The 23,636-nt window shown below is 65.9% G+C and carries 20 protein-coding genes and 1 pseudogene; 14 read left to right on the top strand and 7 right to left on the bottom strand.

Going from position 1 to position 23,636, the window contains the following annotated elements; all coding sequences use genetic code 11:
• Nucleotides 1-135 precede the first annotated feature (135 nt).
• The 4 genes from ppsA (at nucleotide 136) to G333_RS0102660 (ending at nucleotide 4,715) form a co-directional block, all read left to right on the top strand.
• On the top strand, nucleotides 136-2,508 hold the full coding sequence (gene ppsA, locus G333_RS0102675; RefSeq protein ID WP_019627592.1) for a phosphoenolpyruvate synthase: 2,373 nt from the start codon (nucleotides 136-138) through the stop codon (nucleotides 2,506-2,508).
• Nucleotides 2,501-3,331 (top strand): pyruvate, water dikinase regulatory protein, encoded by an 831-nt coding sequence (locus G333_RS0102670; protein ID WP_018951869.1) that lies wholly within the window; start codon nucleotides 2,501-2,503, stop codon nucleotides 3,329-3,331. The genes ppsA and G333_RS0102670 overlap by 8 nt, the downstream gene beginning before the upstream one ends.
• A gap of 233 nt (nucleotides 3,332-3,564) precedes the next feature.
• Nucleotides 3,565-4,125 (top strand): YggT family protein, encoded by a 561-nt coding sequence (locus G333_RS0102665; protein WP_019568473.1) that lies wholly within the window; start codon nucleotides 3,565-3,567, stop codon nucleotides 4,123-4,125.
• Between the two features lie 137 nt (nucleotides 4,126-4,262).
• On the top strand, nucleotides 4,263-4,715 hold the full coding sequence (locus G333_RS0102660; protein ID WP_018144745.1) for a DUF4426 domain-containing protein: 453 nt from the start codon (nucleotides 4,263-4,265) through the stop codon (nucleotides 4,713-4,715).
• Nucleotides 4,716-4,764: 49 nt separating this feature from the next.
• On the opposite strand, the gene G333_RS0102655 is transcribed toward G333_RS0102660, so the two are convergent.
• Nucleotides 4,765-5,427: a sulfite exporter TauE/SafE family protein gene (locus tag G333_RS0102655; RefSeq protein WP_018938316.1), complete on the bottom strand. Its 663-nt coding sequence runs from the start codon at nucleotides 5,425-5,427 to the stop codon at nucleotides 4,765-4,767.
• Nucleotides 5,428-5,738: 311 nt separating this feature from the next.
• A complete protein-coding gene (locus G333_RS0102650; protein WP_019627591.1) occupies nucleotides 5,739-6,200 on the bottom strand; it encodes a TerB family tellurite resistance protein in 462 nt (153 codons plus the stop codon).
• Nucleotides 6,201-6,243: 43 nt separating this feature from the next.
• Here G333_RS0102650 and G333_RS0102645 point away from each other — a divergent pair, with 43 nt between their 5' ends.
• A complete protein-coding gene (locus G333_RS0102645; protein ID WP_018176310.1) occupies nucleotides 6,244-6,885 on the top strand; it encodes a 7-cyano-7-deazaguanine synthase in 642 nt (213 codons plus the stop codon).
• Complete coding sequence (locus tag G333_RS0102640; protein WP_018144741.1) at nucleotides 6,882-7,121, top strand: hypothetical protein; 240 nt, start codon at nucleotides 6,882-6,884, stop codon at nucleotides 7,119-7,121. Before G333_RS0102645 ends, G333_RS0102640 begins: the two co-directional genes overlap by 4 nt.
• On the opposite strand, the gene G333_RS0102635 is transcribed toward G333_RS0102640, so the two are convergent.
• Complete coding sequence (locus G333_RS0102635; protein WP_018938313.1) at nucleotides 7,114-7,851, bottom strand: HAD family hydrolase; 738 nt, start codon at nucleotides 7,849-7,851, stop codon at nucleotides 7,114-7,116. The two genes, G333_RS0102640 and G333_RS0102635, sit on opposite strands and share 8 nt — an antisense overlap.
• Before the next feature lie 41 nt (nucleotides 7,852-7,892).
• Between G333_RS0102635 and G333_RS0102630 the strand changes: the two genes are divergently transcribed.
• The 3 genes from G333_RS0102630 to cysQ all read left to right on the top strand — a co-directional run bounded on the left by G333_RS0102630 (nucleotide 7,893) and on the right by cysQ (nucleotide 10,221).
• A complete protein-coding gene (locus G333_RS0102630; RefSeq protein WP_018939197.1) occupies nucleotides 7,893-8,597 on the top strand; it encodes a hypothetical protein in 705 nt (234 codons plus the stop codon).
• Between the two features lie 193 nt (nucleotides 8,598-8,790).
• A complete protein-coding gene (gene nudE, locus G333_RS0102625; protein ID WP_018144738.1) occupies nucleotides 8,791-9,336 on the top strand; it encodes an ADP compounds hydrolase NudE in 546 nt (181 codons plus the stop codon).
• Between the two features lie 51 nt (nucleotides 9,337-9,387).
• Nucleotides 9,388-10,221, top strand: coding sequence for a 3'(2'),5'-bisphosphate nucleotidase CysQ (cysQ, locus tag G333_RS0102620; protein WP_018938311.1), 834 nt, complete (start codon nucleotides 9,388-9,390; stop codon nucleotides 10,219-10,221).
• 15 nt (nucleotides 10,222-10,236) lie between these two features.
• Here cysQ and G333_RS0102615 read toward each other — a convergent pair whose 3' ends face one another.
• The 3 genes from G333_RS0102615 to purH all read right to left on the bottom strand — a co-directional run bounded on the left by G333_RS0102615 (nucleotide 10,237) and on the right by purH (nucleotide 15,908).
• Entirely contained in the window at nucleotides 10,237-12,723 is a 2,487-nt protein-coding gene (locus tag G333_RS0102615) for a glycogen/starch/alpha-glucan phosphorylase (RefSeq protein ID WP_019627590.1), read from the bottom strand.
• 43 nt (nucleotides 12,724-12,766) lie between these two features.
• Nucleotides 12,767-14,056: a phosphoribosylamine--glycine ligase gene (gene purD / locus G333_RS0102610; protein WP_018938309.1), complete on the bottom strand. Its 1,290-nt coding sequence runs from the start codon at nucleotides 14,054-14,056 to the stop codon at nucleotides 12,767-12,769.
• A gap of 286 nt (nucleotides 14,057-14,342) precedes the next feature.
• Nucleotides 14,343-15,908: a bifunctional phosphoribosylaminoimidazolecarboxamide formyltransferase/IMP cyclohydrolase gene (gene purH, locus G333_RS0102605; RefSeq protein WP_019627589.1), complete on the bottom strand. Its 1,566-nt coding sequence runs from the start codon at nucleotides 15,906-15,908 to the stop codon at nucleotides 14,343-14,345.
• A gap of 492 nt (nucleotides 15,909-16,400) precedes the next feature.
• On the opposite strand from purH, the gene G333_RS0102600 reads away from it, so the two are divergent.
• On the top strand, nucleotides 16,401-17,219 hold the full coding sequence (locus G333_RS0102600) for a class I SAM-dependent methyltransferase (RefSeq protein ID WP_018169217.1): 819 nt from the start codon (nucleotides 16,401-16,403) through the stop codon (nucleotides 17,217-17,219).
• Nucleotides 17,216-18,064 (top strand): methyltransferase domain-containing protein, encoded by an 849-nt coding sequence (locus tag G333_RS0102595; protein WP_019611935.1) that lies wholly within the window; start codon nucleotides 17,216-17,218, stop codon nucleotides 18,062-18,064. Before G333_RS0102600 ends, G333_RS0102595 begins: the two co-directional genes overlap by 4 nt.
• Nucleotides 18,065-18,092: 28 nt before the next feature.
• Here G333_RS0102595 and G333_RS14180 read toward each other — a convergent pair.
• A pseudogene (locus G333_RS14180) lies at nucleotides 18,093-18,827 on the bottom strand (arginyltransferase).
• 155 nt (nucleotides 18,828-18,982) lie between these two features.
• Here G333_RS14180 and metH point away from each other — a divergent pair.
• From metH to G333_RS0102575, 3 genes are all read left to right on the top strand, one after another.
• On the top strand, nucleotides 18,983-22,774 hold the full coding sequence (gene metH, locus G333_RS0102585) for a methionine synthase (RefSeq protein WP_019627587.1): 3,792 nt from the start codon (nucleotides 18,983-18,985) through the stop codon (nucleotides 22,772-22,774).
• 136 nt (nucleotides 22,775-22,910) lie between these two features.
• Entirely contained in the window at nucleotides 22,911-23,303 is a 393-nt protein-coding gene (locus tag G333_RS0102580; RefSeq protein ID WP_018938304.1) for a PH domain-containing protein, read from the top strand.
• A complete protein-coding gene (locus G333_RS0102575) occupies nucleotides 23,300-23,623 on the top strand; it encodes a hypothetical protein (RefSeq protein WP_018144728.1) in 324 nt (107 codons plus the stop codon). The genes G333_RS0102580 and G333_RS0102575 overlap by 4 nt, the downstream gene beginning before the upstream one ends.
• Nucleotides 23,624-23,636: the final 13 nt, after the last annotated feature.

Here is a 23,636-nt window from a genome sequence, read left to right as displayed (position 1 = left end):
GCTGGGGCAGTCACGCAGTCTCCTGAAGGTTACAAAATAGTGAAGTCTAGCTGATCACAGTTCCCGTCCTCCGTTAAGGGGGTCACAAAGCCGGGTAAACGCCGATCACTGTTTCCCCGGAGTCCAGGAGTTGCCATGCGCTGGGTAGTCGATCTCGCCAATTTGACCATGAACGATGTCGCCCGGGTGGGTGGCAAGAATGCCTCGCTGGGCGAGCTGCTGGGCCAGCTTGGCGCCGCCGGGGTGCGCGTGCCGGGCGGATTTGCCACGACCGCGGATGCCTATCGCGCCTTGCTGGCGAAGGACGGGCTGGACGCGCAGATCAAGGCCCGCCTGGCGGACCTCGATATCGACGACATCGAGGCGCTGCGCGCGGCCGGGCGCGAGGTGCGTGGCTGGGTCGAGCAGGCCGAGCTGCCGGCCGAACTGGAACAGGCGGTGCGCGAGCACTACGCGCAGCTGGGCGATGACGTGCCGGTGGCGGTGCGCTCCTCGGCTACCGCCGAGGATCTGCCCGAGGCCTCGTTTGCCGGGCAGCAGGAGACCTTCCTCAACGTGCGCGGCATTGATGCCCTGCTGCAGCGGCTGCGCGAGTGCTTCGCCAGTCTCTACAACGACCGCGCCATCGCCTACCGCGTGCACAACGGCTTTGCCCATGACGAGGTCGCGCTGTCGGCCGGCATCCAGCGCATGGTGCGTTCCGACGTCGGCGCCAGTGGCGTGATCTTTACCCTGGATACCGAGAGCGGCTTCCGCGATGCGGTGTTCATCACCGGGGCCTGGGGCTTGGGCGAGACGGTCGTGCAGGGTGCCGTGAACCCCGACGAGTATCAGGTCTACAAGCCGGCGCTGGCGGCCGGAAAACGCGCCATCATCGGCCGTGCCCTGGGCACCAAGGCCGTGCGCATGGTGCTCACGGAGGACGGTACCCGCACCGAGGACACCCCGACGGACCTGCGCCACCGCTTCTGCCTCTCGGATGCCGATGCCGAGCAGCTGGGCCGCTATGCGGTTGCCATCGAGCAGCACTACGGACGGCCGATGGACATCGAATGGGCGCAGGATGGCGAGACCGGCGAGCTGTTCATCGTGCAGGCGCGGCCGGAGACGGTGGAAAGCCGGGTCGAGCTGGGTGCGGGCGAGCGCTACGAACTGGCGCCGCACGACGCCGAGCCGGTGGTGACCGGCCGTGCAATCGGCTCGAAGGTGGGGGCCGGTATCGTGCGCGTGCTGGATTCGCCGGATGCGATGCACACCATGGAAGAGGGCGACATTCTGGTCGCGGACATGACCGATCCCGACTGGGAGCCGGTAATGAAGCGCTCCGCTGCGATCGTGACCAACCGCGGCGGACGTACCTGCCACGCGGCGATCATTGCCCGCGAGATGGGCATACCGGCGGTGGTCGGTTGCGGTAACGCAACCGAGGTGCTGAGCGACGGGATGGAGGCGACGGTCTCCTGTGCGGAGGGCGACGACGGGCATGTGTACCCCGGCAGACTCGACTACGCGGTCAAGAAGACCGAGATCGGCGAACTGCCGGAGCTGCCAGTCAAGCTGATGCTGAATGTGGCCAACCCCGGGCGGGCCTACGCCTTCTCGCAGCTGCCACACGCGGGGATCGGTCTGGCGCGGCTGGAGTTCATCATCAACGGCACCATCGGCGTGCACCCGCTGGCGCTGCTGGACTATGCCGAGGACCCGAATCGCCTGGAGCCCGAGGTACAGGAGCGTATCGCCGAGCACCTGCGTGGCTTTGATGATGGTCCGCGCGAGTTCTTCGTGCGCAAGCTGTCCGAGGGTATCGCGACGCTGGCGGCGGCCTTCGCGCCGGAACCGGTGATCGTGCGCCTGTCGGACTTCAAGTCCAACGAGTACGCCCATCTGATCGGTGGTGCTGGCTACGAGCCGCAGGAAGAGAACCCCATGCTCGGCTTTCGCGGGGCCTCGCGCTATCGCTCGGAGAGTTTTCGTCCGGCGTTCGCGATGGAGTGCGAGGCTTTGCGCCGGGTCCGCGACGAGATGGGCCTGGACAACGTGCAGATCATGGTCCCGTTCGTGCGCACCCTCGTCGAGGCCGAGGACGTGATCCGGGTGCTGGGCGAGGAGGGCCTGCGCCGCGGCGAACAAGGTCTGAAGATCGTGATGATGTGCGAGATCCCGTCGAATGCCCTGCTGGCGGCGCGTTTCCTCGAGCACTTTGACGGCTTCTCCATCGGCTCCAACGACCTGACCCAACTGACCCTGGGGGTCGACCGTGATTCCGGGCTGGTGGCCGATTCCTTCGACGAGCGCAACGACGCGGTGAAGGCGCTCTTGAGCATGGCGATCCGTGCTGCCCGCCGCGCCGACAAGTACGTCGGGATCTGCGGGCAGGCCCCTTCCGACTATCCGGAGCTGGCGGTCTGGCTGATGAACGAGGGTATCGATTCGCTGTCGCTGAACCCCGATTCGCTGTTGTCCACCTGGGAGCAGCTGGCCAAGGTCGGGGGGCCGGATGATGGCTGATTCCGTCGCCCAGTGCCCGCAGGTCTACCTGGTCTCGGATGGCACCGGGATTACCGCGGAGACCCTGGCGCGCTCGCTGTTCACCCAGTTTCCGGATGTCGACCCCGCCTGGCACAGGCTGCCCTTCGTGCAGACGCCCGGGCGCCTGGCCGCCGTGTTCGCCCGGGTCGAGGCCGGGCCGCAGCCTGCCCTGGTGGTGGCCACCCTGGCCAATGCCGATCTGCGGGCCGATCTTCGCCAGAGCCCGGTGCCGGTGATCGACGTCTTCGGCGAGCAGCTCGAGCGGCTGGAGAATCTGCTGGGGGCGACGGCGCAGTCGGTCTCCGGGCGTGCCCACGGCATGGGTGACGTCAGCCGCTATGACCGGCGCATCGAAGCGCTCAACTACACCCTGGCGCACGACGATGGGTTGGCCGTGCAGGACCTGTCGGTGGCCGACGTAGTGTTGCTGGGTGCCTCGCGTTCCGGCAAGACGCCGACCAGCCTCTATCTGGCCATGAACTACGGGCTGTTCGCGGCGAACTACCCGCTGGTCCCGGAGGACCTGCGCCAGGGCGACATCCCGCACATGCCGGAAGGGCTGCGCGGCCTGGGTGGGCGCCTGGTGGGGCTGACGATCACCCCGCAGCGGCTCGCCCAGATCCGCGAGGGCCGCCGGCCCGACAGCCGCTATGCCAGCCTGGCCCAGTGCCGGGCCGAGTGTGCGGCGATCCAGGAGTTCCTCGATAGCTGGCAGATCCCGCATCTGGACGTGACCGAGCTGTCGATCGAGGAGATCGCGACTCGCGTACGCGACTGCATGGATACCCGCCGCGGCGTTTGAGCAGTGTCTCCCATGGGAGACACTGCTTCATTCGCTCGTCCGCGTTGGCGCCCACGGAGCGCGTTGCGGCTCGTTTATGTAGCTTGCCTACACCTCACTTACCGAGCCTTGTCACCGAACAAAATCGAGTCGAGCGCGTACGGGCGACTGGATCCGCGTCTCCCTCGCTTGGCATCCCGCCGGGCTTGCCGGAGAATGGGCGCGGTTAACTCGCTGCATCGCAAGGAGTCTGCATGCCCGCCACCGGAACCGGACAAGAGATCGCCATCTTCCTCGTTGGCGTTGTCTTCGGGATTTATATCATCCTGTTGATTTTGAGGACGATCTTCGGCCTGGTGCGGGCCGATTACTACAACCCGATATCGCAGACCATCGTGATGCTGACCGACCCGCCGTTGCGGGTGTTGCGGCCCGTGATCCCCTCGGTCGGGCGGGTGGATCTGGCCGCGATCGTGCTGATGATCGTGCTCAAGTTCATCGAAATCTGGTTGCGCGTGCTGATTGTGGGTGTGGATGCCGGGGTCGGGATTATCCTGGCCGTGGCAATCCGGGAATTGCTGACCACGGTGATCTGGGTCTTCATCATCGCGCTTATTGCCGAGGTGGTGATGAGCTGGCTTCAGGCGGGGGGCGGTTCCGCCAACAACCCCATCATGCGGCTGGCGGGAGCGGTGAACCGCCCCATCCTCGGCCCTCTGCGCCGGGCCCTGCCGAATACCGGCGCGATCGATTTTTCGCCAATGATCGCCCTGGTTGGGCTTTATATCTTGCTGATTATCGTGCGCTCTTTTTGAGGTAGATCGACGCCCGGGCGAAATGCGCGGGGCGGCCTTGCCAGTTCGGGTGCAAAACGGGCTAGACTCGGGACGAGGGGCCCCTGTGGCAATGCCGCCGCCAGGTCCCCGTTTCTCAAACGGAACAGGAGTCAGTCATGGCAAGAGTGCATCGGGTCATCACCGGCTTTCTCGTCGCATTGGCGGCGGTTGCTCTCGGAAGCTCGATCGCATCCGCCAACGAGGCGGAATTCGACAATTACGTCGTCTACTACAACGTGATCAACACCACCTTCCTGTCCCCGGAGGTCGCGCGGGCCTATGACGTGCGGCGCAGTTCCAACCGGGCCATGGTCAACATCAGCGTGATGGAGCGGGGCGACAACGGCTTGCAGGCGGTTTCCGCGGAAGTCAGTGGTTCGGCCACCAACATGAATGACCAGATGCGCAGTCTGCGCTTCCGCGAGATTCAGGACGGTGATGCCATCTATCACCTCTCCGAGGTGACGGTGCGTGGCGGGGAAACGCTCGAGTTCCAGATCGACATTACCCCGGCGGACAGCGACCGCACGCTGCCGATCCGTTTCACCCGCGACTTTTACGCCGACTGAGCCCCGCCGCGGGGCCTGCGAACGATGCCCCGCTCGTTCGGGCGGGGCATCAAAGCACCAGGCCTAGCAGCATCCATGCGCCGTACAGTGCGACCCCGCCGCCGGCGATCCGGCGGACCCAGGGGCGGCGCACGAAGGCCGCCAGGCGCGCGGCGAACACCCCCATCAGCAGCAGATTCGGCAGCGTCCCCAGGGCGAAGGCGCCCATCAGGGCGGCCCCTTCCAGCGCGCCGCCGGCACTGAGCGACCAGGCCAGCACGCTGTACACCAGGCCGCAGGGCAGCCAGCCCCACAGCCCGCCAACCATCAGCGCCTGACCGGCATGGCGCACTGGCAGGAAACGCCGGCCCAGCGGTTCGATGCGGCGCCACAGTACGCCACCGGCCTTTTCCAGACGGGCCAGGACCGGCCACCAGCCCCCGAGATAGAGCCCGAGCAGGATCAGGAAGACGGCGGCGATGCCCTGGAGGATCGCCTGCCCGGCGGGCAGGCCGCCGAGCAGGCTGGCCCCCAGCCATCCCGCCAGCGCGCCGGCGACCACGTAACTCGCCATGCGCCCGAGGTTATAGGCCAGCAGGAGATCGAGCCCGGGTCCGCGGCGGCCGTGGCCCATGGAGATCGCGCCGACGATGCCGCCGCACATCCCCAGACAGTGCACGCCACCGAGGATGCCCACGGCCAGGGCCGCCAGCAGGGTACCCGGATCACTCATCAGAAAGCGCCTCGGTCAGCGAGGGTCGGCCGCATCGCCCAGGGAAACACTGCTTCATGTATACGCTCGCGCTCGAGTCGCTTTTGCGTGCGAACAAGGCGCGGTGACCGCCGTGCAGTCATTCTGCACAAGGGAACCGCAACGCTGTGCGCGCGCAAAAGCGGCCGAGCCCCTGCATTGAATGGTTTGTGGGGTTGGCACCCCAGGTTCCCCGATACGGCGTTGCGCCGCTTGCGGGTAGAACGACTACCCGCCGCACGACGCGCCTTGTCTCGAAGAACCTGGGGTGCCAACGCGAGCGTGTACATGAATCAGTGTTTCCCTAGGACCTCGTGCTTGGTGCGGATGAAGGTCGCGTGCGGGATGTAGAGCAGGTCTGCCAGGTGCCGGATTACCGCTTCCTGGCGCTTGTTGAGGTCGCGGTTGGCCCAGGCGGCACGCCACAGGGCGCGCATGATGTCGGTCTTCTGCCCGGCATCAAAGGACGCGTTCACTTCGCGCACCATAGGATGGATGGAGATCAGTTCGTCGCTATCCTCCTGGGCGATCTCCAGCATCGCATCGGCGGTATCGCGATCCAGCCGGAACAGTTCGATCAGGCTGGCGCGCACGGACTCCAGTTCCTCGGCGTGCAGATCAAAGTCGGCCCGGCAGACCTCCATGATCAGCGCCGCCGCGGCGCGTTGCAGGCGCTCCTCGGAGGCGCCCTCGGGGCGGTCGCTGCGTTCGGCGCCCAGCAGGCGCTGCCAGTGGCTGCGTAGTTGTTCGATCAAGTCAGGGTCTCCGTGGTCTTGCGCTGTGCGGTATGGTGCCCGAATGGAATCCGCCCGGCCCGAATCCCCCGATCTTCTCCTGCTCTCCGGCGGCATCGAGAGCAGCGCCTTGTTGGCGCAGGAGCATGCCGCCGGTCGTTTGTTGCGTGCCGTGTGGGTCGACTACGGCCAGCGCAATGCCGCGCGCGAATGGACCGCGGTGGAGCATCTGTCGGCGGTCTACGGTTGCGCCCCCATCGCGCTGGATCTCCAGTCCCTGCGCACGGCCTTCACCCGCCGCAACGACTGGGTCGGGCACGTGCCGCTGCCCCAGCGCAATCTGCTGGTGCTGGCTCTGGCGGTCAACTTGGCCGAGCACCACGGCGCGGCACGCATCCTGCTGGCGCTGAACCGCGAGGATCAGGGGCATGGTCCGGGTTCGCAACCGGGGTTTGTGCAGCAGGTCTCGGAGCTGGCCGCAGGTCTGGTGCCCGGCCTGCAGGTCGAGGCCCCGCTGATCGACCGGAGCAAAGCCGAGATCATTGCCGCCACCGACCCGCTGGGGATCGATTGGCGTCACACCTGGAGCTGCCTTCTGGCACAATCGCGGCAGTGCGGGCGTTGCCCGCAGTGTCAGGCCCGGCGTGCCGCGTTCGCCGCGGCCGGCATCCCCGACCCGACCGACTACCGCGAAGCCCCCCGATGACCGATCCCGCCATTCCCCGTCATGTCTCCGAGCGTCTGGAGATCGCCATCCTTACCGGTGAGACCCTGCAGCTGAACTGGGTCGAGCCCAATTCCAGCCAGGCCTGGTGGGGCAAGGTGACCCCGCGCGAGGTGCGCGAGGCGGACGGGTGCCACTGGCTCGACGGGGAATGCGAGGGCCGTACGGTGCAGATCCGACTGGACTTGATCCGCAACCTGCCGACACCGGTCAAGTAGCAGCCGCCACGCCTCCCGGGTCGCTCAGGCCGGGCAACAGGTCCGCGAGCGATTCCAGCAGTTCGAAGTCCCCCGAGTGCATGGGCTCGCCGCGCTCGTCCGGGTAGCGCATCCCCCGCAGTTCGGCGATCCCTGCTCCGGCGGCGCTGGCCAGCGCCAGCAGGTTGTCGTCGACTAGAAGCGTACGTTCCGGAGCGTACGGTGCGACCCGCTGCAGGCGTTCCCAGAAGCTGCCGTCTTCCTTGGCGCAATCGAGGTCGTGGGCGGAGACAATGGTATCCAGGCGGTCGCCAATGCGGGTGAGCTGGTGCTTGAAGGCGTAGACCTGCGGGTGGGCGTTGGTGACCAGCACCCGCCGCCGCCCGGCCCTTTGCAGGGCACCCAGGACTTGATCGGCATGCGGTTTCAGGGCGATGTGGTGGGCCAGCTCGCGTTTCAGGCCGAGGATGTCCAGACCGGTAAAGCGGGTCCAGTGATCCACGCAGTACCACTCCAGCTTGCCGCGCACCCGCTGCATCTCGTCCTCCAGGCGGCGGCGCGCGCATTCCGGGTCATCCGGTTGGCAGCGGATGTATTCCTGCGGGATCAGTTCACGCCAGAAGCGATTGTCGAAGTGCAGATCCAGCAGCGTCCCGTCCATGTCGAACAGCACAGTGTCGATGCGATCCCAGGCGATCGCGGCGCGGGCCGCGGGCGGGCGCGGATTTTTTTCGGGGTTTTGCAGGTCCACAGCTAACGGCTACACGAAAGAGGGTGACGACGATGGCCCCCATGGTACCCCAATCGCGGTTCCTTCCCGCGCCCCTGCTCCTTGCGCTGATGGCGCTGCCGCTGGCCGTGCAGGGAATGGACCCCGGCGACTCGGACTACGACCCGCTGGAGGACGACAGCCTGTGGGGCGAGACGGTCTCCCCGGACCAGACCCAGACCACCAGTCCGGAGCTGACCTTCCTGCTGGAGGAGCCGGACCGGACTCCGCATCACCACCAGAACCAGATCCGCATCACGCAGTCCTCGCTGGAGGATGGCTGGGCCGATCTGCGCCAGTGTCACAATGATGTGGCGGCCATTCGGCGCATGGTCATTGTGTACAATGAAGCCAGAATCGACGAGCTCCAGGTCGAGTCCACCCGCAACATCGAATCCGCGCGTGCCGAGGGCGATCGCGTGGACCTGCGCGGGGTGCAGCGGGACGCCGAGGTCTGCGTGACCGCGCGCATGAAGATCGTCGAAGACGAGGGGGACGGCGTCTATCGCCTGGAGAACGGCCCGTTCGTGCGCCGCTTCCTGGATGGCTACTTCCCGATGCGCGTCACCATGGCCGTGAGCTGGGGCGATCTTGACCTGCGTCTGGCGGAGACCGATCCGGCCGACCAGGAGGGGTTCGAGGTGGTCACCTCCGATCATGGCTTCATGTTCGACACCTTGTTCGAGGGCGAACTGCGTACCCTGGTGCGGCTACGCAACAGCCATTAGGGAAACGCTGACGCATTTACCCGCTCGCGCTTGACGTGTTTGCGTGCAACCAAGGTGCGGCGCTGCCGTGCAGTCCCTGTGCGGCAGAGGTGAGCCGCGGCGCCGTGCGCGCGAAAAGGCGGCGGACCCCCTAAGGTGCCAACGCGAGCGTGTACATTAAGCAGCGTTTTCCTACATGTCTCCCGGAGGGCGCATGAGCCGAGACAAGCCGGATGTCCAGGGCCGCCGTACGGTCGCCAGCAGCCGCCTGTTCGAGGTGGAGGAGCTGGATCTCGAATTCAGCAATGGTGCGCGCACCTGCTTCGAGCGTCTGGTCAGTCGCGGCCATGGGGCGGTGATCATCGCCCCGGTGCAGACCGACCGGACCGTCCTGTTGATCCGCGAGTATGCCGCCGGCACCCACCGCTACGAGCTGGGTCTGCCCAAGGGGCGGATGGAGGCGGGCGAGGACATCCTGACTGCCGCCAACCGCGAGATCATGGAGGAGGTTGGCCACGCCGGGCATCGCCTGACCCACCTGGGCGCGCTGACCGTGGCACCCGGCTACATGGCCCACCAGACCCATCTGGTGCTGGCCGAGGACCTGTATCCGCAGGCCGCGGAAGGCGACGAGCCGGAGGCGCTCGAGGTGGTCCCCTGGTCGCTGGACCGGCTGACCGAGCTGGTCGCCCGGGAAGATCTGACCGAGGCGCGCTCCATCGCCGCGCTGTACATGGTGCGCGATTACCTCGACGCCTGAGCGCAACCCTGCCAAGCTAGGCGGAACGTTTCGGGAAAACGGGAGTTCCCCATGCATGCTCCGCCGAAGGATTCGGCTCTTACTGCCCTGATGCACGAGGTGGCTGCGCTGGCCGACCAGGCCGGCCACGCGATCCTCGAACTCTACGAGACGCGCTTTGCGGTCACCGAAAAGGCCGATCATTCGCCGCTCACCGAGGCCGATCTGGCTGCCCACCGGATCCTTGCCCATGGGCTGGCCGACATCGACCCCGACTGGCCCGTGTTGTCGGAGGAGGGGCAGGACGTGCCCTTCGAGCGCCGTCGCCAGTGGCAGACCTACTGGTTGATTGATCCCCTCGACGGCACCCGCGAGTTCGTCAAGCGCAGCGGCGAATTTACCGTGAACGTGGCCCTGATCCACGACCACGAGCCGGTGCTGGGCGTCGTCTGGTGCCCGGTGCTCAAGCGCCTGTACGCCGGTCATCGCGATGGCGTGGCCATTCGCCGTGACGAGGATCAGCCCCCGTGGGAAATCGCAGTGGCGCGCGACCGTATTGGCACCGATCACCCATTGGTGGCGGGCAGCCGTTCGCACGGGGCGGAGCGACTCAAGGTCGCGCTGGACCGTCTGGGGCCCCACGACCTGGTCAGCATGGGCAGCTCGATGAAGCTGTGCCTGGTGGCCGAGGGAGCTGCCGACATCTATCCGCGTCTGGGGCCCACCAGCGAGTGGGATACCGGCGCGGCGCACGCCGTGGTCCGGGCCGCAGGCGGACGGGTGACGGATCTCCACGGGCAGGAGCTGCGTTACAACACGCGCGAAAGCCTGCTGAACCCCGAATTCCTGGTGTGCGCGGGCAACCCCGACGGCTGGTTGCGCCGCCTGGGGCTTCCCGACGCCTGAGTCCCCCGCTCCGCGTCAGGCGGCGCCGTTGGTCCGCGACGGGGCCACCGGCTCCGGCGTGATATCCCAGATCTGGTCGGCGTAGTCGCGCACCGTGCGGTCGATGGAGAAGTACCCCATGCGCGCGACATTCAGGATGGCTGCCTCGGCCCATGCGGTACGGTCGGCGTACAGGGCATCCGCCCGGTCGCAGGCCGCGGCGTAGGCTGGATAGTCGGCGATCACGAAGAACGGGTCCTCGTGGCGCAGGTAGCGCCCAAGGTCGCCATGGGTCCCCGGGTCGTCGCAGGTAAAGAACCCCGATTCGATCATCTCCACCGCGGCGGCCAGGTTGGGCTGCTGCGCCAGGATGGCCTCGGGGCTCGGGCCGTTGCGGCGATGCTCGACCACCTCGTCGGCAGTCATGCCGAAGATGAAGATAGACTCCTCGCCCACCGCGTCGCGGATCTCGATGTTGGCGCCGTCCAGCGTGCCGATGGTCAGGGCGCCGTTCAGTGCCAGTTTCATGTTGCCGGTGCCGGAGGCCTCGAAGCCGGCGGTGGAAATCTGTTCGGAGACATCGGCCGCCGGGATGATGATGCTGGCGGAACTGACCTCGTAGTTGGGGAAGAACACGCACTTCAGGCGGTCGCCCACGGCCGGATCGTGGTTCACGATGTCGGCCACCTCGTTGATCACCTGGATGATGCCCTTGGCGCGGGCATAGCCGGGCGCCGCCTTGCCGCCGAACAGGACCACGCGCGGCGGGACGTCCTCGCCGGCACGGATGCGCCGGTAGAGATCCACCACGTGCAGGAGCTTCAGCAATTGGCGCTTGTATTCGTGGATGCGCTTGATCTGCACGTCGAACATCACGTCCGGGTTCAACTCCACGCCGGTGCGCTCACGGACCAGGTCGGTCAGGCGCTGCTTGTTGGCGCGCTTCACGTCCATGAACGCCTTTTGCAGTTCGGGATCCTGGGCGTAGGGCTCCAGCGCGCGCAGACGGTCCAGGTTGTACTGCCAGTCGTTGCCGATGCGCTGGCCCAGCAGTTCGGTGAGCGCGGGGTTGGACTGGATCATCCACAGGCGCGGGGTCACGCCGTTGGTGACATTGACGAAGCGTTCCGGCCACAGGGCGTAGAAGTCCTCGAACAGGGTCTCCTGCAACAGCTGGGTATGCAGCGCGGCCACGCCGTTGACGTGGTGCGAGCCGACCACGGCCAGGTGGGCCATGCGCACGCGGCGGCCATGGTCCTCGTCGATGATGGACAGCCGGGTCAGGCGGTCGTTGTCCCCGGGATAGCGGTGACGGACCTCTTCCAGGAAATCCTGGTTGATACGGTAGATGATCCCCATGTGCCGTGGCAGAACGCGCTCCATCAACTCCACCTGCCAGGTCTCGAGGGCCTCGGGCATCAGGGTGTGGTTGGTGTAGGCGAAGGTGCGCCGGCTCAGGTCCCAGGCATGGTCCCAGGACTGTTCATGGTGGTCCACCAGCAGGCGCATCAGTTCCGCCACGGCGATCGCCGGGTGGGTGTCGTTGAGCTGGATCGCAATCTTGTCGGGCACTTCATCGAGGCTGTAGCCGAGTGCCAGATGGCGCTCCAGGATGTCCTGCAGCGAAGCGGAGACGAAGAAATACTCCTGTTTCAGCCGCAGTTCCTTGCCGACCGCCATGGTGTCGTTGGGGTACAGAACCATCGAGATGGTCTCCGACTCGGCCTTGTCCGAGACGGCGCGGATGTAATCGCCCTCGTTGAAGTAGCGCAGGTCGAAGTCGCGGGTGGCCTTGGCCGCCCACAGCCGCAGATTGTTCACGTTGCGCCGGCCGTAGCCCGCCGTCGGGTAGTCGTAGGCCATGGCCAGGACTTCCTCGCCGTCCTCCCAGGTGTAACGGGTGGAGCCGTCGGGGTCATGATGCTCGACCACGTAGCCGTAGAAGTGGATCGGGAATTTGCGATCCGAGCGCGGGAATTCCCAGGGGTTGCCGTAGCGCAGCCAGTTGTCCGGGTGCTCGACCTGTTGGTAGGGCTCGAACTCCTGCCGGAACATCCCGAATTCATAGCGGATGCCGTAGCCGTAGCCGGGGTAGCCCTGGGTCGCCAGCGACTCGAGGATGCAGGCGGCCAGGCGCCCGAGGCCGCCATTGCCGAGGGCGGCGTCGTCTTCCAGGTCGAGGATGGTATCCAGGTCCACGCCGAGGTCCGCCATCGCCTGGCGTGCCGGCTCGAGGATGCCCATGTTGCGCAGGTTGGCCTCGAGCATGCGCCCGATCAGGTATTCCAGCGACAGGTAGTAGACGCGCTTGACGTCCTCGTCGGCGAATTGCCGGCGGGTCAACAGGCGCCGCTCCACCATGCGTTCACGGATGGCGAAGGCGAGTGCTTCCATCCAGTCGCGTTCGGTGGCTTCGCGCGGGTCTTCCCCCACCACGCGGACCACGGCATCGCGGATCGATTGCCGCAGGCCCTCCGCGTCGTTGGGGAGGTTGGGCAGGTGCGTGACTTCGGGGGCGGCCATCGGGTGGTTCTCCAGGAGGGGGTAGACGCGCCGTTGCCCGGGGTTATCCCTCCCGGGCGACGGCGCGATAGCCGATATCTGTTCGGCAGTATATATCGTCGAAATGAATCTGTTGTACGGCTGCGTAGGCCTTTTTCTGCGCGGCCTTCACGTCCTCGCCGAGGCCGACCACGCACAGCACACGGCCCCCGGCGGTGACGATCGTTCCGTCTTCGCCCTGTGCGGTCCCGGCGTGGAACACGTGGGCATTGGGATCGCGTTCCACGGCCTCCAGGCCGGTGATGGCGTCGCCCTTGCGGTAGGTTCCGGGGTAACCGCCGGCGGCTAGGACCACGCCCAGCGCCACGCGCGCATCCCACTCGGCCCGGACCTGGTCCAGGCGGCCTTCCAGCGCGGCCTCGACCAGTTCGCCGAGGTCGGAATCCAGGCGGCTCAGGATCGGCTGGGTCTCGGGGTCGCCGAAGCGGCAGTTGAACTCCAGCACCTTCGGGTTGCCTGCGGCGTCGACCATCACGCCGGCATAGAGAAAGCCGGTGTAGCGTTCGCCATCGGCGGCCATGCCCTGCACGGTCGGCTCGATAACCTCGCGCAGGATGCGCTCGTGCAGGGCATTTGTCACCACCGGGGCGGGCGAGTAGGCCCCCATCCCGCCGGTGTTGGGGCCCCGGTCGCCGTTGTCGCGCGCCTTGTGGTCCTGCGAGGAGGCCAGCGGCAGGACATGCTCGCCATCCACCATGCAGATAAAGCTGGCCTCCTCGCCGCGCAGGAATTCCTCGATGACCACCCGGTTCCCGGCCTCGCCAAAGGCATTGCCGGCCAGCATGTCGTGAACGGCGGCGCGCGCCTCGTCTTCGGTCTGCGCCAGGATGACGCCCTTGCCAGCGGCCAGGCCGTCGGCCTTGACCACGATGGGTGCGCCGTGGGTAGCGATGAACTCAAGCGCCGCGGTCTCGTCCTCGAAGCTGCCGTAGGCGGCGGTCGGGATGCCGTGGCGTTGCATGAAGTCCTTGGCGAAGCTCTTCGAGCCCTCCAGCTGCGCCGCCTTCGCGGTGGGGCCGAAGCAGCGCCGGCCGGCGGCGCGGAACGCATCCACTACACCGGCGACTAGCGGGGCCTCCGGGCCGACGACCGTAAAGGCCACTGCCTCGCGCTCGGCCAGGGCCAGTAGCGCGTCGATGTCGGTGACGCCGATCTCGACGTTCTCGCATTTTGCCTCGCGCGCGGTCCCGGCGTTCCCGGGGGCCACCAGGACGCGCTCGATGCGCGGGGACTGCGCCAGCTTCCACGCCAGGGCGTGTTCGCGTCCGCCGTTGCCGATTACCAGTACGTTCATGAGAGGCCCCGGGTCAGGGAGACACTGGTCAATGCACGCGTTCGCGCTCGAGTCGCTTTTGCGTGCGAACAAGGCGCGGTGACCGCGGTGCAGTCATTCTGCACAAGGGAGCCGCAACGCCGTGCGCGCACAAAAGCGGCCGAGCCCCTCCGGGGTTGGCACCCCAGGTTCCCCGATCCTGCGTTGCGTCGTTTGTGGGTAGACCCGCTACCCACTGCACGAGGCGCCTGGTCCCCCCAAACCTGGGGTGTCAACGCGAACGTGTGCATTGATCAGTGTCTCCCTGTTAGTGACGGAAGTGGCGCATGCCGGTGAACAGCATGGCGATGTCGTGCTCGTTGGCGGCGTCGATCACCTCCTGGTCGCGCATCGAGCCGCCGGGCTGGATCACCGCGGTGATGCCGGCCTCGGCCGCCGCGTCGATACCGTCGCGGAACGGGAAGAAGGCGTCCGAGGCCATGACCGAGCCGGCCACCTGCAGGCCCTCGTCGGCGGCCTTGATGCCGGCGATGCGCGCGGAATACACCCGGCTCATCTGCCCGGCACCGACCCCGATGGTCTGTTCGTCGCGGGCGTAGACGATCGCGTTGGACTTCACGTACTTGCCCACCTGCCAGGCGAAGCAGAGGTCCTTCATCTCCTGTTCCGAGGGCGCGCGCGCGGTCACGGTCTTCAGCTCCACATCGGCCAGGCTGCCGCGATCGGCATCCTGTACCAGGAGCCCGCCGCCGATGCGCTTGTAGTCGAGGCCGGGACCGACACCCGCCGGCGGGATCTCCAGCACGCGAACATTCTTCTTGGTGGTCAGGGCGCGCAGCGCGCCCTGGGTGACCTCGGGGGCGATGACCACCTCGACGAACTGACGGCTGACGATCGCATGCGCGGTATCGCCGTCCAGCGGCCGGTTGAAGGCGATGATGCCGCCGAAGGCCGAGGTCGGGTCGGTCTGGAAGGCGCGTTCGTAGGCCATCAGCTGGGTCGGGGCGACGGCCACGCCGCAGGGGTTGGCGTGCTTGACGATCACGCAGGCCCCGGCCTCGAACTGGCGCACGCATTCCCAGGCGGCATCGGCGTCGGCCAGGTTGTTGTAAGAGAGTGCCTTGCCCTGGTGCTGGCGGTAGCTGGCCAGGGTGCCGGGTGCAGGCTGTGGATCACGATAGAACGCGGCGCGCTGGTGCGGATTCTCGCCGTAGCGCAGGGTCTCGACGCGTTCGAAGGTGGCGTTCAGCTGTCCCGGGAACGGAGCCGCTTCGCCATCCTCGTCGAGGGCCGAGAGGTAGTTGCTGATCGCGGCATCGTAGCGCGCTACGTGATCGAAAGCCGCGACCGCCAGGCGGAAGCGCAGCGACTGCGGCACCTCGCCATGGTCGCCGATGGCCGCGGCGATCTCGCTGTACTGGTCGGGGCTGGTGGCCACGGCCACGTCGCGGTAGTTCTTGGCCGCGGCGCGCAGCATCGCCGGGCCGCCAATGTCGATGTTCTCGATGGCGTCTTCCAGGCTGCAGCCGGGACGGGCCACCGTCGCCTCGAAGGGATAGAGGTTCACCACCAGCAGGTCGATCGGCGGGATGTCCTGCTCAGCCATCACCGCGGAGTCGATGTCGCGCCGGCCGAGCAGCCCGCCGTGGATGCGCGGGTGCAAGGTCTTGACTCGGCCATCCATGATCTCGGGGAAGCCCGTGTGCGCGGAAACCTCGATTACCGGAAGGTTGTTTTCGGCCAGCAGGCGGGCGGTCCCGCCGGTGGACAGAAGCTCGACGCCGCGTTCATGCAGGGCGCGGGCGAGCTCCACGACGCCGGTCTTCTCGGAGACCGACAAAAGGGCGCGCTGGATAGGGCGGCTGGGGGTCATGCGGGGCCTCGGGATCGCTGCAAAACGACCATTATATCGAACGCGCGGCCCGGATGGATCGGCATTCGCAGTCGCGAAGCCGAGGTCGCCAGACGGGCCCTCAGCTTGTAATTTTTGCGCAAAACCTTCAGGGTATAAAAACGATTTCGGACACAACGCCCGCGTTCAGACGCATCGCGCGGCGCCGTAAACGATCCCCGAGCCAGGCGGGATGGGCCCGCCAGACCACGGCTCGGCATCCGGGTACCGATTGCCCTCCGGATGTGCAGGAAGAACCGGCCAGGCCGGTGTCGGGTGCTGCGAACAACGCACCCGGCGCATTGATACCCGAACACCGGGCGGCACCCGCCTGGCTCGATCGGGCTGCTGGCGAGACCGCCGTGTGATGCGGAGGTCGCGGTTTACTGCGTTTGCGGGGTGTTGTGCCGACGGATCGGCCCAGAGGCCGGTCCAGTCACGCTTACAACAGCAGCAAAGCCAAGAGGAACCAGCATGGCAGCGAATATCAAGAATGATCAGGACTTCGGCGAGAAGCCGACCGAACGTCGCGATACCGAGAACTATCTCAACGAGTACACCACCGGCTTCGTCGACAAGTGGGATGACCTGATCGACTGGGACAACCGCGCCAAGAGCGAAGGCACCTTCTTCATCGAAGAACTGAAGAAGCGCGGCGCCAAGCGCGTGCTCGACGTCGCCGCCGGCACCGGCTTCCATTCCGTACAGTTGCGCGAAGCGGGCTTTGACGTGGTGACCGCCGACGGCGCCCCCGAGATGCTCGTCAAGGCCTTCGAGAACGGTCGCAAGCGGGGTCACATCCTGCGCACCGTGCAGGCCGACTGGCGCATGCTGAATCGCGACATCTACGGCCGCTACGACGCCGTCGTCTGCCTGGGCAACTCGTTTACCCACCTGTTCAATGAACACGACCGCCGCAAGGCCCTGGCCGAGTTCTACTCCGCCCTGAACCACGATGGCGTGCTGATCCTCGACCAGCGCAACTACGACACCATCATGGACCACGGTTACTCGTCCAAGCACACCTACTACTACTGCGGCGACAACGTCCAGGTGCAGCCGGCCCACGTTGACGAAGGCCTGGCGCGCTTCCAGTACAAGTTCCCGGATGGTTCCGAGTACTTCCTGAACATGTTCCCGCTGCGCAAGGCCTATGTCCGCCGCCTGATGCGCGAGGTCGGTTTCCAGAAGATCGAGACCTACGGGGACTTCCAGGAGACCTATCGCGAGAGTGATCCGGACTTCTTCATCCACGTGGCCGACAAGCGTTATATCGAGGGTGAGGAACGATGAGCGAGAACTACTCCGACGTAGTCGAAACCGCTCGCGACTACTACAACAGCGAGGACGCCGACACCTTCTACAAGATGGTGTGGGGCGGTGAAGACCTCCATATCGGGCTGTACGAGTACAAGGACGAGCCGATCGGCGACGCCAGCCGTCGCACGGTCGCGCACATGTCCGACCTCCTGGGCGAGCCGCAGCCGGAATGGCGCGTGCTCGACATGGGCGCCGGCTACGGCGGTGTCGCCCGCTACCTAGTGGAAAACTACGGTTGCGATGTCACCGCGCTGAACCTGTCCGAGAAGGAAAACGAGCGCGATCGCGAGATCAACAAGGCGCGCCACCTCGACGACAAGATCACCGTGGTCGATGGCTCCTTCGAGAAGGTCGACGAGCCGGACGAATCCTACGATGTCGTCTGGTCCGAGGACTCCTTCCTGCACAGCCAGAACGAGGCAAAGAAAAAGGTGATCCAGGAGGCCGCGCGCGTCCTGAAGCCGGGTGGCTGGCTGATCTTCACCGATCCGATGCAGACCGACGATTGCCCGGATGGCGTGCTGGACCCGATTCTGGCCCGCATCCACCTGGATTCGCTGGCGAGCCCGGCGCTGTACCGCGAGGCGGCCAAGGCGGCCGGCCTGGAAGAGGTCAGCTTCGAGGAACACTCCAGCCAGATCTCGACCCATTACGGTCGCGTGAAGCAGGAGCTCGAGTCCCGCGAGGACGAGTTGAAAAACTACATCTCGCAGGACTACATCGACCGCATGAAGCAGGGCCTGCAGCACTGGGTCGATGGCGGCAACTCGGGCTACCTGACCTGGGGCATCTTCCGCTTCCGCAAGCCGGCCCGCTAGGCCGCGCGCGAGGGGTGGCTGGCCGCCGTCAGGCGGGCAGCCGCCTCCAGACCCCGTCCATGCGGCCTTCGAGCGGCTGGAACCGGGTCTTGTATTCCATCTTCGGCGCCTGGTCGATCTAGTAGCCGAGGTAGACATGGGGCAGACCCAGGCGGTGCGCATGCGCCACCTGGGTCAGGATTGCGAGGGTGCCCAGGCCGCGGCGCGGCTGATCCGGATCGAAGAAGCTGTACATCGCCGACAACCCCTGGGGGGTGCGATCGGTGACGGCCACCGCGACCAGCATGTCGGCCTGGCGGAATTCGATCAGATCCACTGGGCCGTTGCGGTGGGCGAGCATTCCCGCGTATTCCTCGCGTCCCATCTGTTCCATGCCACCGCCCGTGTGACGGGCGGTCTGGTAGCGCGAGAACAGCAGCATGTGCTCGTCGAGATCGGCGGCGGGCGATGTCCCGGGCTGTTCCGGCGGCCGGCGGATCGTCACCGCGAGATCGCGGTTGCGATCCAGGCAGCGGCGCTGGCTCCGGTTCGGGCGGAAGGCCGCAACCGGGATGCGTACGGGCACGCAGGCCGCGCACTCGGGGCAGTGATGCCGATAAACAAACTGACCGCTGCGGCGAAAGCCCTCGGCCAGTAGCTGGCCGAAGCGCGCGCCGCCCAGGCTGACCGCGGGGTCGACCAGCAAACTCTGCATCTCGCGGTCGTCCAGATAGGGGCAGGCCTGCGGGGCAGTAATGAACCAGCGGATCGGATGTTCCTGCATGGCGCTATCGTGACAGCTCTGTTCACGGGCGCAACCAGGCCGCATCCGGGGCTGCGACGCAATTTGAAAGAGCCTGCCACCAGGGTGGGCTCCACGCACGGGATGGAACCCCGGCGTGTACACTTATCCCATTCGAAACCAATGGTGTACGGCACATGACGGCAACACGCAAAGACATCGAGAACGCGCTGAAAGAGCGCATCCTGATCCTGGACGGCGGTATGGGTACCACCATCCAGCTGTACAAGCTGGACGAGGCCGATTACCGCGGTGAGCGGTTCAAGGACTGGGAATCCGACCTGAAGGGCAACAACGACCTGCTGTCGCTGACCCGCCCGGATATCATCGAGCAGATCCACAACGACTATCTCGAGGCCGGTGCCGATATCATCGAGGCCAACACCTTCAACGGTACCCGCATCGCGATGGCGGACTACCACATGGAGGACCTGGTCCCCGAGCTGAACCGCGAATCCGCGAAGCTCGCGCGCAAGGCGGCCGACGCCTGGACCGAAAAGACCCCGGACAAGCCGCGCTACGTCGCCGGCATCCTTGGCCCGACCAACCGCACCGCGTCGATCTCCCCGGACGTGAATGACCCCGGCGCGCGTAACGTCGATTTCGACACCCTGGTTGCGTCCTACAAGGAAGCGGCCGAGGCCCTGGTCGAGGGTGGCGTCGATCTGCTGCTGATCGAGACGGTGTTCGACACCCTGAACGCCAAGGCCGCGATCTTCGCGGTGAAGACGCTGGAAGACGAGCTCGGGAAGGACCTCCCGATCATGATCTCCGGCACGATCACCGACGCCTCCGGCCGTACCCTGTCCGGCCAGACCACCGAGGCCTTCTGGAACTCCGTGCGTCACGCCAATCCGGTCTCGATCGGCCTGAACTGCGCGCTGGGTGCCAAGGAAATGCGCCAGTACGTGGAAGAGCTTTCGCGCATCGCCGATACCTTTGTGTCCGCGCACCCGAACGCCGGCCTGCCGAACGAGTTCGGCGACTATGACGAGAGCCCGGAGCAGATGGCCGCGGATGTCGGCCCGTGGGCCGAGCAGGGCCTGCTGAACATCATCGGCGGTTGCTGTGGCACGCTGCCGGAGCACATCCGGGCCATGCGCGAGGCGGTCGAGAAGCACGCGCCGCGCAAGCTGCCGGAGATCGCCCCGGCCTGCCGCCTGTCGGGTCTCGAGCCGTGCAACATCACCGATGATTCGCTGTTCGTGAACGTCGGCGAGCGCACCAACGTGACCGGGTCGCGCAAGTTCCTGCGCCTGATCCAGAACGAGGAATTCGACGTCGCGCTGGAAGTCGCGCTGAACCAGGTCGAGGGCGGCGCCCAGATCATCGACATCAACATGGACGAGGGCATGCTGGAGTCGCAGGAGGCAATGGTCCGCTTCCTGAATCTGCTGGCCGGCGAGCCCGATATCGCCCGCGTCCCGGTGATGATCGACTCCTCCAAGTTCGAGATCATCGAAGCGGGCCTGAAGTGCGTGCAGGGCAAGCCGGTGGTCAACTCGATCTCCATGAAGGAGGGCGAGGAAAACTTCATCAAGCAGGCCCAGCTGTGCCGCCGCTATGGCGCCGCGATCGTGGTCATGGCCTTCGACGAGGACGGCCAGGCGGATAACGAGCAGCGTCGCGTCGAGATCTGCACCCGGGCCTACAAGCTGCTGACCGAGAAGGTTGGTTTCCCGGCCGAGGACATCATCTTCGACCCGAACATCTTCGCGGTCGCTACCGGCATCGAAGAGCACAACAACTACGGCGTGGACTTCATCGAGGCCACCCGCCGCATCAAGAACGACCTGCCGCACGCGCTGATCTCCGGTGGCGTGTCCAACGTATCGTTCTCCTTCCGCGGCAACGAGCCGGTGCGCGAGGCGATCCACGCCGTCTTCCTGTATCACGCCATCAAGGCGGGCATGGACATGGGTATCGTCAACGCCGGCCAGCTGGCGGTCTACGACGATATCGACGCGAAGCTGAAGGAAGCGGTCGAGGACGTGGTCCTGAACCGCCGCGACGACGCCACTGACCGTTTGCTCGAACTGTCCGAGGAGTACAAGGGCCAGGGCGGCGGCAAGAAGGAAGAGAACCTCGAGTGGCGCGAATGGGAAGTCTCCAAGCGTCTCGAGCACTCCCTGGTCAAGGGTATCGACACCTACGTGGTCGACGACACCGAAGAGGCACGCCAGGCGTATGACCGCCCGATCCAGGTAATCGAAGGCCCCCTGATGGACGGCATGAACGTGGTCGGCGACCTGTTCGGCGAGGGCAAGATGTTCCTGCCGCAGGTGGTCAAGTCCGCCCGCGTGATGAAGAAGGCCGTGGCTCATTTGATCCCGTACATCGAGGCCGAGAAGACCGGCACCGAGAACAACGGCCGGATCCTGATGGCCACGGTGAAGGGCGACGTCCACGACATCGGCAAGAACATCGTGGGCGTGGTGCTGCAGTGCAACAACTTCGAGGTCATCGACATCGGCGTGATGCAGCCGGGGGCCTCGATCCTGAAGGCCGCCAAGGAACACGACGTCGACGTCATCGGCCTGTCCGGTCTGATTACCCCCTCGCTGGAGGAGATGGCCAACTTCGCCGCCGACCTCGAACGTGAAGGCATGAAGACCCCGCTGATGATCGGCGGCGCGACGACCTCGCGCGCCCACACCGCGGTGAAGATCGAGCCGAACTACTCCGGTCCGGTGGTCTGGGTGAAGGACGCCTCGCGTGCCGTGGGCGTGGCCCAGAGTCTGATCAGCCCCGAGCTGCGCGAGAAGTACGCCGCCGACGTCCGCGAGGAGTACGAGAAGCTGCGCGTGCAGAACGCCGGGCGCAAAAAGAAGACCCAATGGGTCACGCTCGACAAGGCGCGCGCCAACAAGCCGACAATCGACTGGTCTGACTACACGCCGCCGAAACCGAAGGCGCTGGAAACCGACGAACTGCCGGGGCAGCCGAAGGTGCTGCACCCGCATGGCGACGGCACCGTACTGCTGCGCTTCGATGATTACGATCTCAACGAGGTCGCCAAGTACATCGACTGGACGCCGTTCTTCCACTCCTGGCAGCTGCACGCCGCCTACCCGCGCATCCTGGATGACGAGAAGGTCGGCGAAGAGGCGCGCAAGCTGTTCAAGGATGGCAAGGACATGCTGAAGCGGATGATCGACGAAAAGTGGGTCACCTGCCGTGGCGTGGTCGGCTTCTTCCCGGCGAACACCGTTGATGACGACGACATCGAGGTGTACACCGACGATAGCCGCTCCAAGGTCCTGAAGAAGCTGCACCACCTGCGTCAGCAAACCGAGAAGCGTCGCGGGCAGCCGAGCCATTCATTGGCCGATTTCGTGATGCCCAAGGAAGCCGGTGGTCCGGACTACATCGGGGCCTTCGCGGTCAGCGCCGGTGGTGATGTCGACGCCAAGGCCAAGGAATACGAAAAGGCCAACGACGACTATCACGCCATCCTCGTGAAGAGCCTGGCGGACCGTCTGGCCGAGGCCTTTGCCGAGTGCATGCACTACCATGTGCGCCGCGAATACTGGGGCTATGTCCCCGACGAGTCGCTGGAGAACGAGGACCTGATCGAGGAGAAGTACCAGGGTATTCGTCCGGCGCCCGGCTACCCGGCCTGCCCGGAGCACACCGAGAAGGCGACCCTGTGGGAGATGCTGCAGCCGGAAGAGCATGCTGACATGACGCTCACCGAGAGCTTCGCCATGCTGCCGGTCTCGGCCGTCTCCGGCTGGTACTTCGCGCATCCGGAATCGCGCTACTTTGGTCTCGGCAAGGTCAACCGCGACCAGGTCGAGGACTACGCCAAGCGCAAGGGCATGTCGTTCGAGGAGGCCGAGCGGTGGCTCGCGCCAAACCTCGGCTACGACGACAGCGACGAGGCCAAGGCGGAAGCCAAGGCCGAGCGCGACGCCCGGACCGCGTAACTTCGCGATCCTGCCCCGGGTGGGCTGGCCGACTGGCCCTTGCCCGGAAAACTGCGAGCCCCGCCCCGTGCGGGGCTCGCTTTGTTTGGGGTACCGCGCCAAACTGGACGGGCTTGTCCCCAACTGGAGTCCGCGCATGTCCGCTCGTGAACCCGCGATCGACGCTCGACCGGCGATGTTCCGCAATCATCCGTTCGGCTTCATCCTTAGCGTGTTACTGATCCCGGCCTTCGGCCTCGGCTTGCTGATCCTGTTGTGGTGGTACCTCCAGACGCGCTCGGTACGGTTGCGCATCGACGCCGATCAGGTGCATCTGGAACGGGGCCTGCTGTCGAAGTCGCATGTGGACCTCGACATCGGTCAGATCCGCACGGTGAAGGTGGATCAGAGTTTCTTCGACCGCATCTTCCGCGTGGGCCGCATCGCGGTGTACACCACCGGCGACAATCCGGAATTCCGGGTTAACGGCATCCCGGACCCCAACCGGGTGCGCGAATATGTGCGAGGCCGTCGCGAGGGCGTGGCGTGAGCCGTGCGGACCGGCGGGACAGCCGTCTGGCGCTGCGTATCCTGCTCGGCACCTCGGCGCTGGTGGCCCTGCTCGTCGCCCTGCTGGTGCTGGCGGCGGCCGTGTCCCTCCCGGGGCTGTCGGACTGGGTCGCGCTGACGTTCGATGACGGTATGGGGCTCAAGAACGCGGCGCTGGTGGCGGCCATCGTGTCCGTACTGGTGTCCATCGTGTTCGCCCTGGCCGCCGGCGAGGGGCTGATCGGGGAGCTGCAGTTCATGATCCCCGGTTTCTTCCTGTTCTTTGTGTTCTTCTGGCTGATGCTGGCCTGGATCTTTTGATCCGGGCCAGCTC

The sequence above is a fragment of the Thioalkalivibrio sp. AKL10 genome (assembly GCF_000381845.1).
GTDB lineage: Bacteria > Pseudomonadota > Gammaproteobacteria > Ectothiorhodospirales > Ectothiorhodospiraceae > Thioalkalivibrio > Thioalkalivibrio versutus.
This window is presented reverse-complemented; position numbering and strand designations above follow the sequence as displayed.

Excerpts from the sequence above, each read along its gene's own strand:
- nudE (WP_018144738.1), top strand. The coding sequence starts at position 8,791 with ATGAGCCGAGACAAGCCGGATGTCCAGGGCCGCCGTACGGTCGCCAGC.
- G333_RS0102615 (WP_019627590.1), bottom strand. The coding sequence starts at position 12,723 with ATGGCCGCCCCCGAAGTCACGCACCTGCCCAACCTCCCCAACGACGCG.
- G333_RS0102580 (WP_018938304.1), top strand. The coding sequence starts at position 22,911 with ATGTCCGCTCGTGAACCCGCGATCGACGCTCGACCGGCGATGTTCCGC.
- G333_RS0102670 (WP_018951869.1), top strand. The coding sequence starts at position 2,501 with ATGGCTGATTCCGTCGCCCAGTGCCCGCAGGTCTACCTGGTCTCGGAT.
- purD (WP_018938309.1), bottom strand. The coding sequence starts at position 14,056 with ATGAACGTACTGGTAATCGGCAACGGCGGACGCGAACACGCCCTGGCG.
- metH (WP_019627587.1), top strand. The coding sequence starts at position 18,983 with ATGACGGCAACACGCAAAGACATCGAGAACGCGCTGAAAGAGCGCATC.
- G333_RS0102645 (WP_018176310.1), top strand. The coding sequence starts at position 6,244 with ATGGAATCCGCCCGGCCCGAATCCCCCGATCTTCTCCTGCTCTCCGGC.
- G333_RS0102660 (WP_018144745.1), top strand. The coding sequence starts at position 4,263 with ATGGCAAGAGTGCATCGGGTCATCACCGGCTTTCTCGTCGCATTGGCG.
- G333_RS0102640 (WP_018144741.1), top strand. The coding sequence starts at position 6,882 with ATGACCGATCCCGCCATTCCCCGTCATGTCTCCGAGCGTCTGGAGATC.
- G333_RS0102630 (WP_018939197.1), top strand. The coding sequence starts at position 7,893 with ATGGTACCCCAATCGCGGTTCCTTCCCGCGCCCCTGCTCCTTGCGCTG.
- G333_RS0102595 (WP_019611935.1), top strand. The coding sequence starts at position 17,216 with ATGAGCGAGAACTACTCCGACGTAGTCGAAACCGCTCGCGACTACTAC.
- ppsA (WP_019627592.1), top strand. The coding sequence starts at position 136 with ATGCGCTGGGTAGTCGATCTCGCCAATTTGACCATGAACGATGTCGCC.
- G333_RS0102665 (WP_019568473.1), top strand. The coding sequence starts at position 3,565 with ATGCCCGCCACCGGAACCGGACAAGAGATCGCCATCTTCCTCGTTGGC.
- purH (WP_019627589.1), bottom strand. The coding sequence starts at position 15,908 with ATGACCCCCAGCCGCCCTATCCAGCGCGCCCTTTTGTCGGTCTCCGAG.
- G333_RS0102655 (WP_018938316.1), bottom strand. The coding sequence starts at position 5,427 with ATGAGTGATCCGGGTACCCTGCTGGCGGCCCTGGCCGTGGGCATCCTC.
- cysQ (WP_018938311.1), top strand. The coding sequence starts at position 9,388 with ATGCATGCTCCGCCGAAGGATTCGGCTCTTACTGCCCTGATGCACGAG.
- G333_RS0102600 (WP_018169217.1), top strand. The coding sequence starts at position 16,401 with ATGGCAGCGAATATCAAGAATGATCAGGACTTCGGCGAGAAGCCGACC.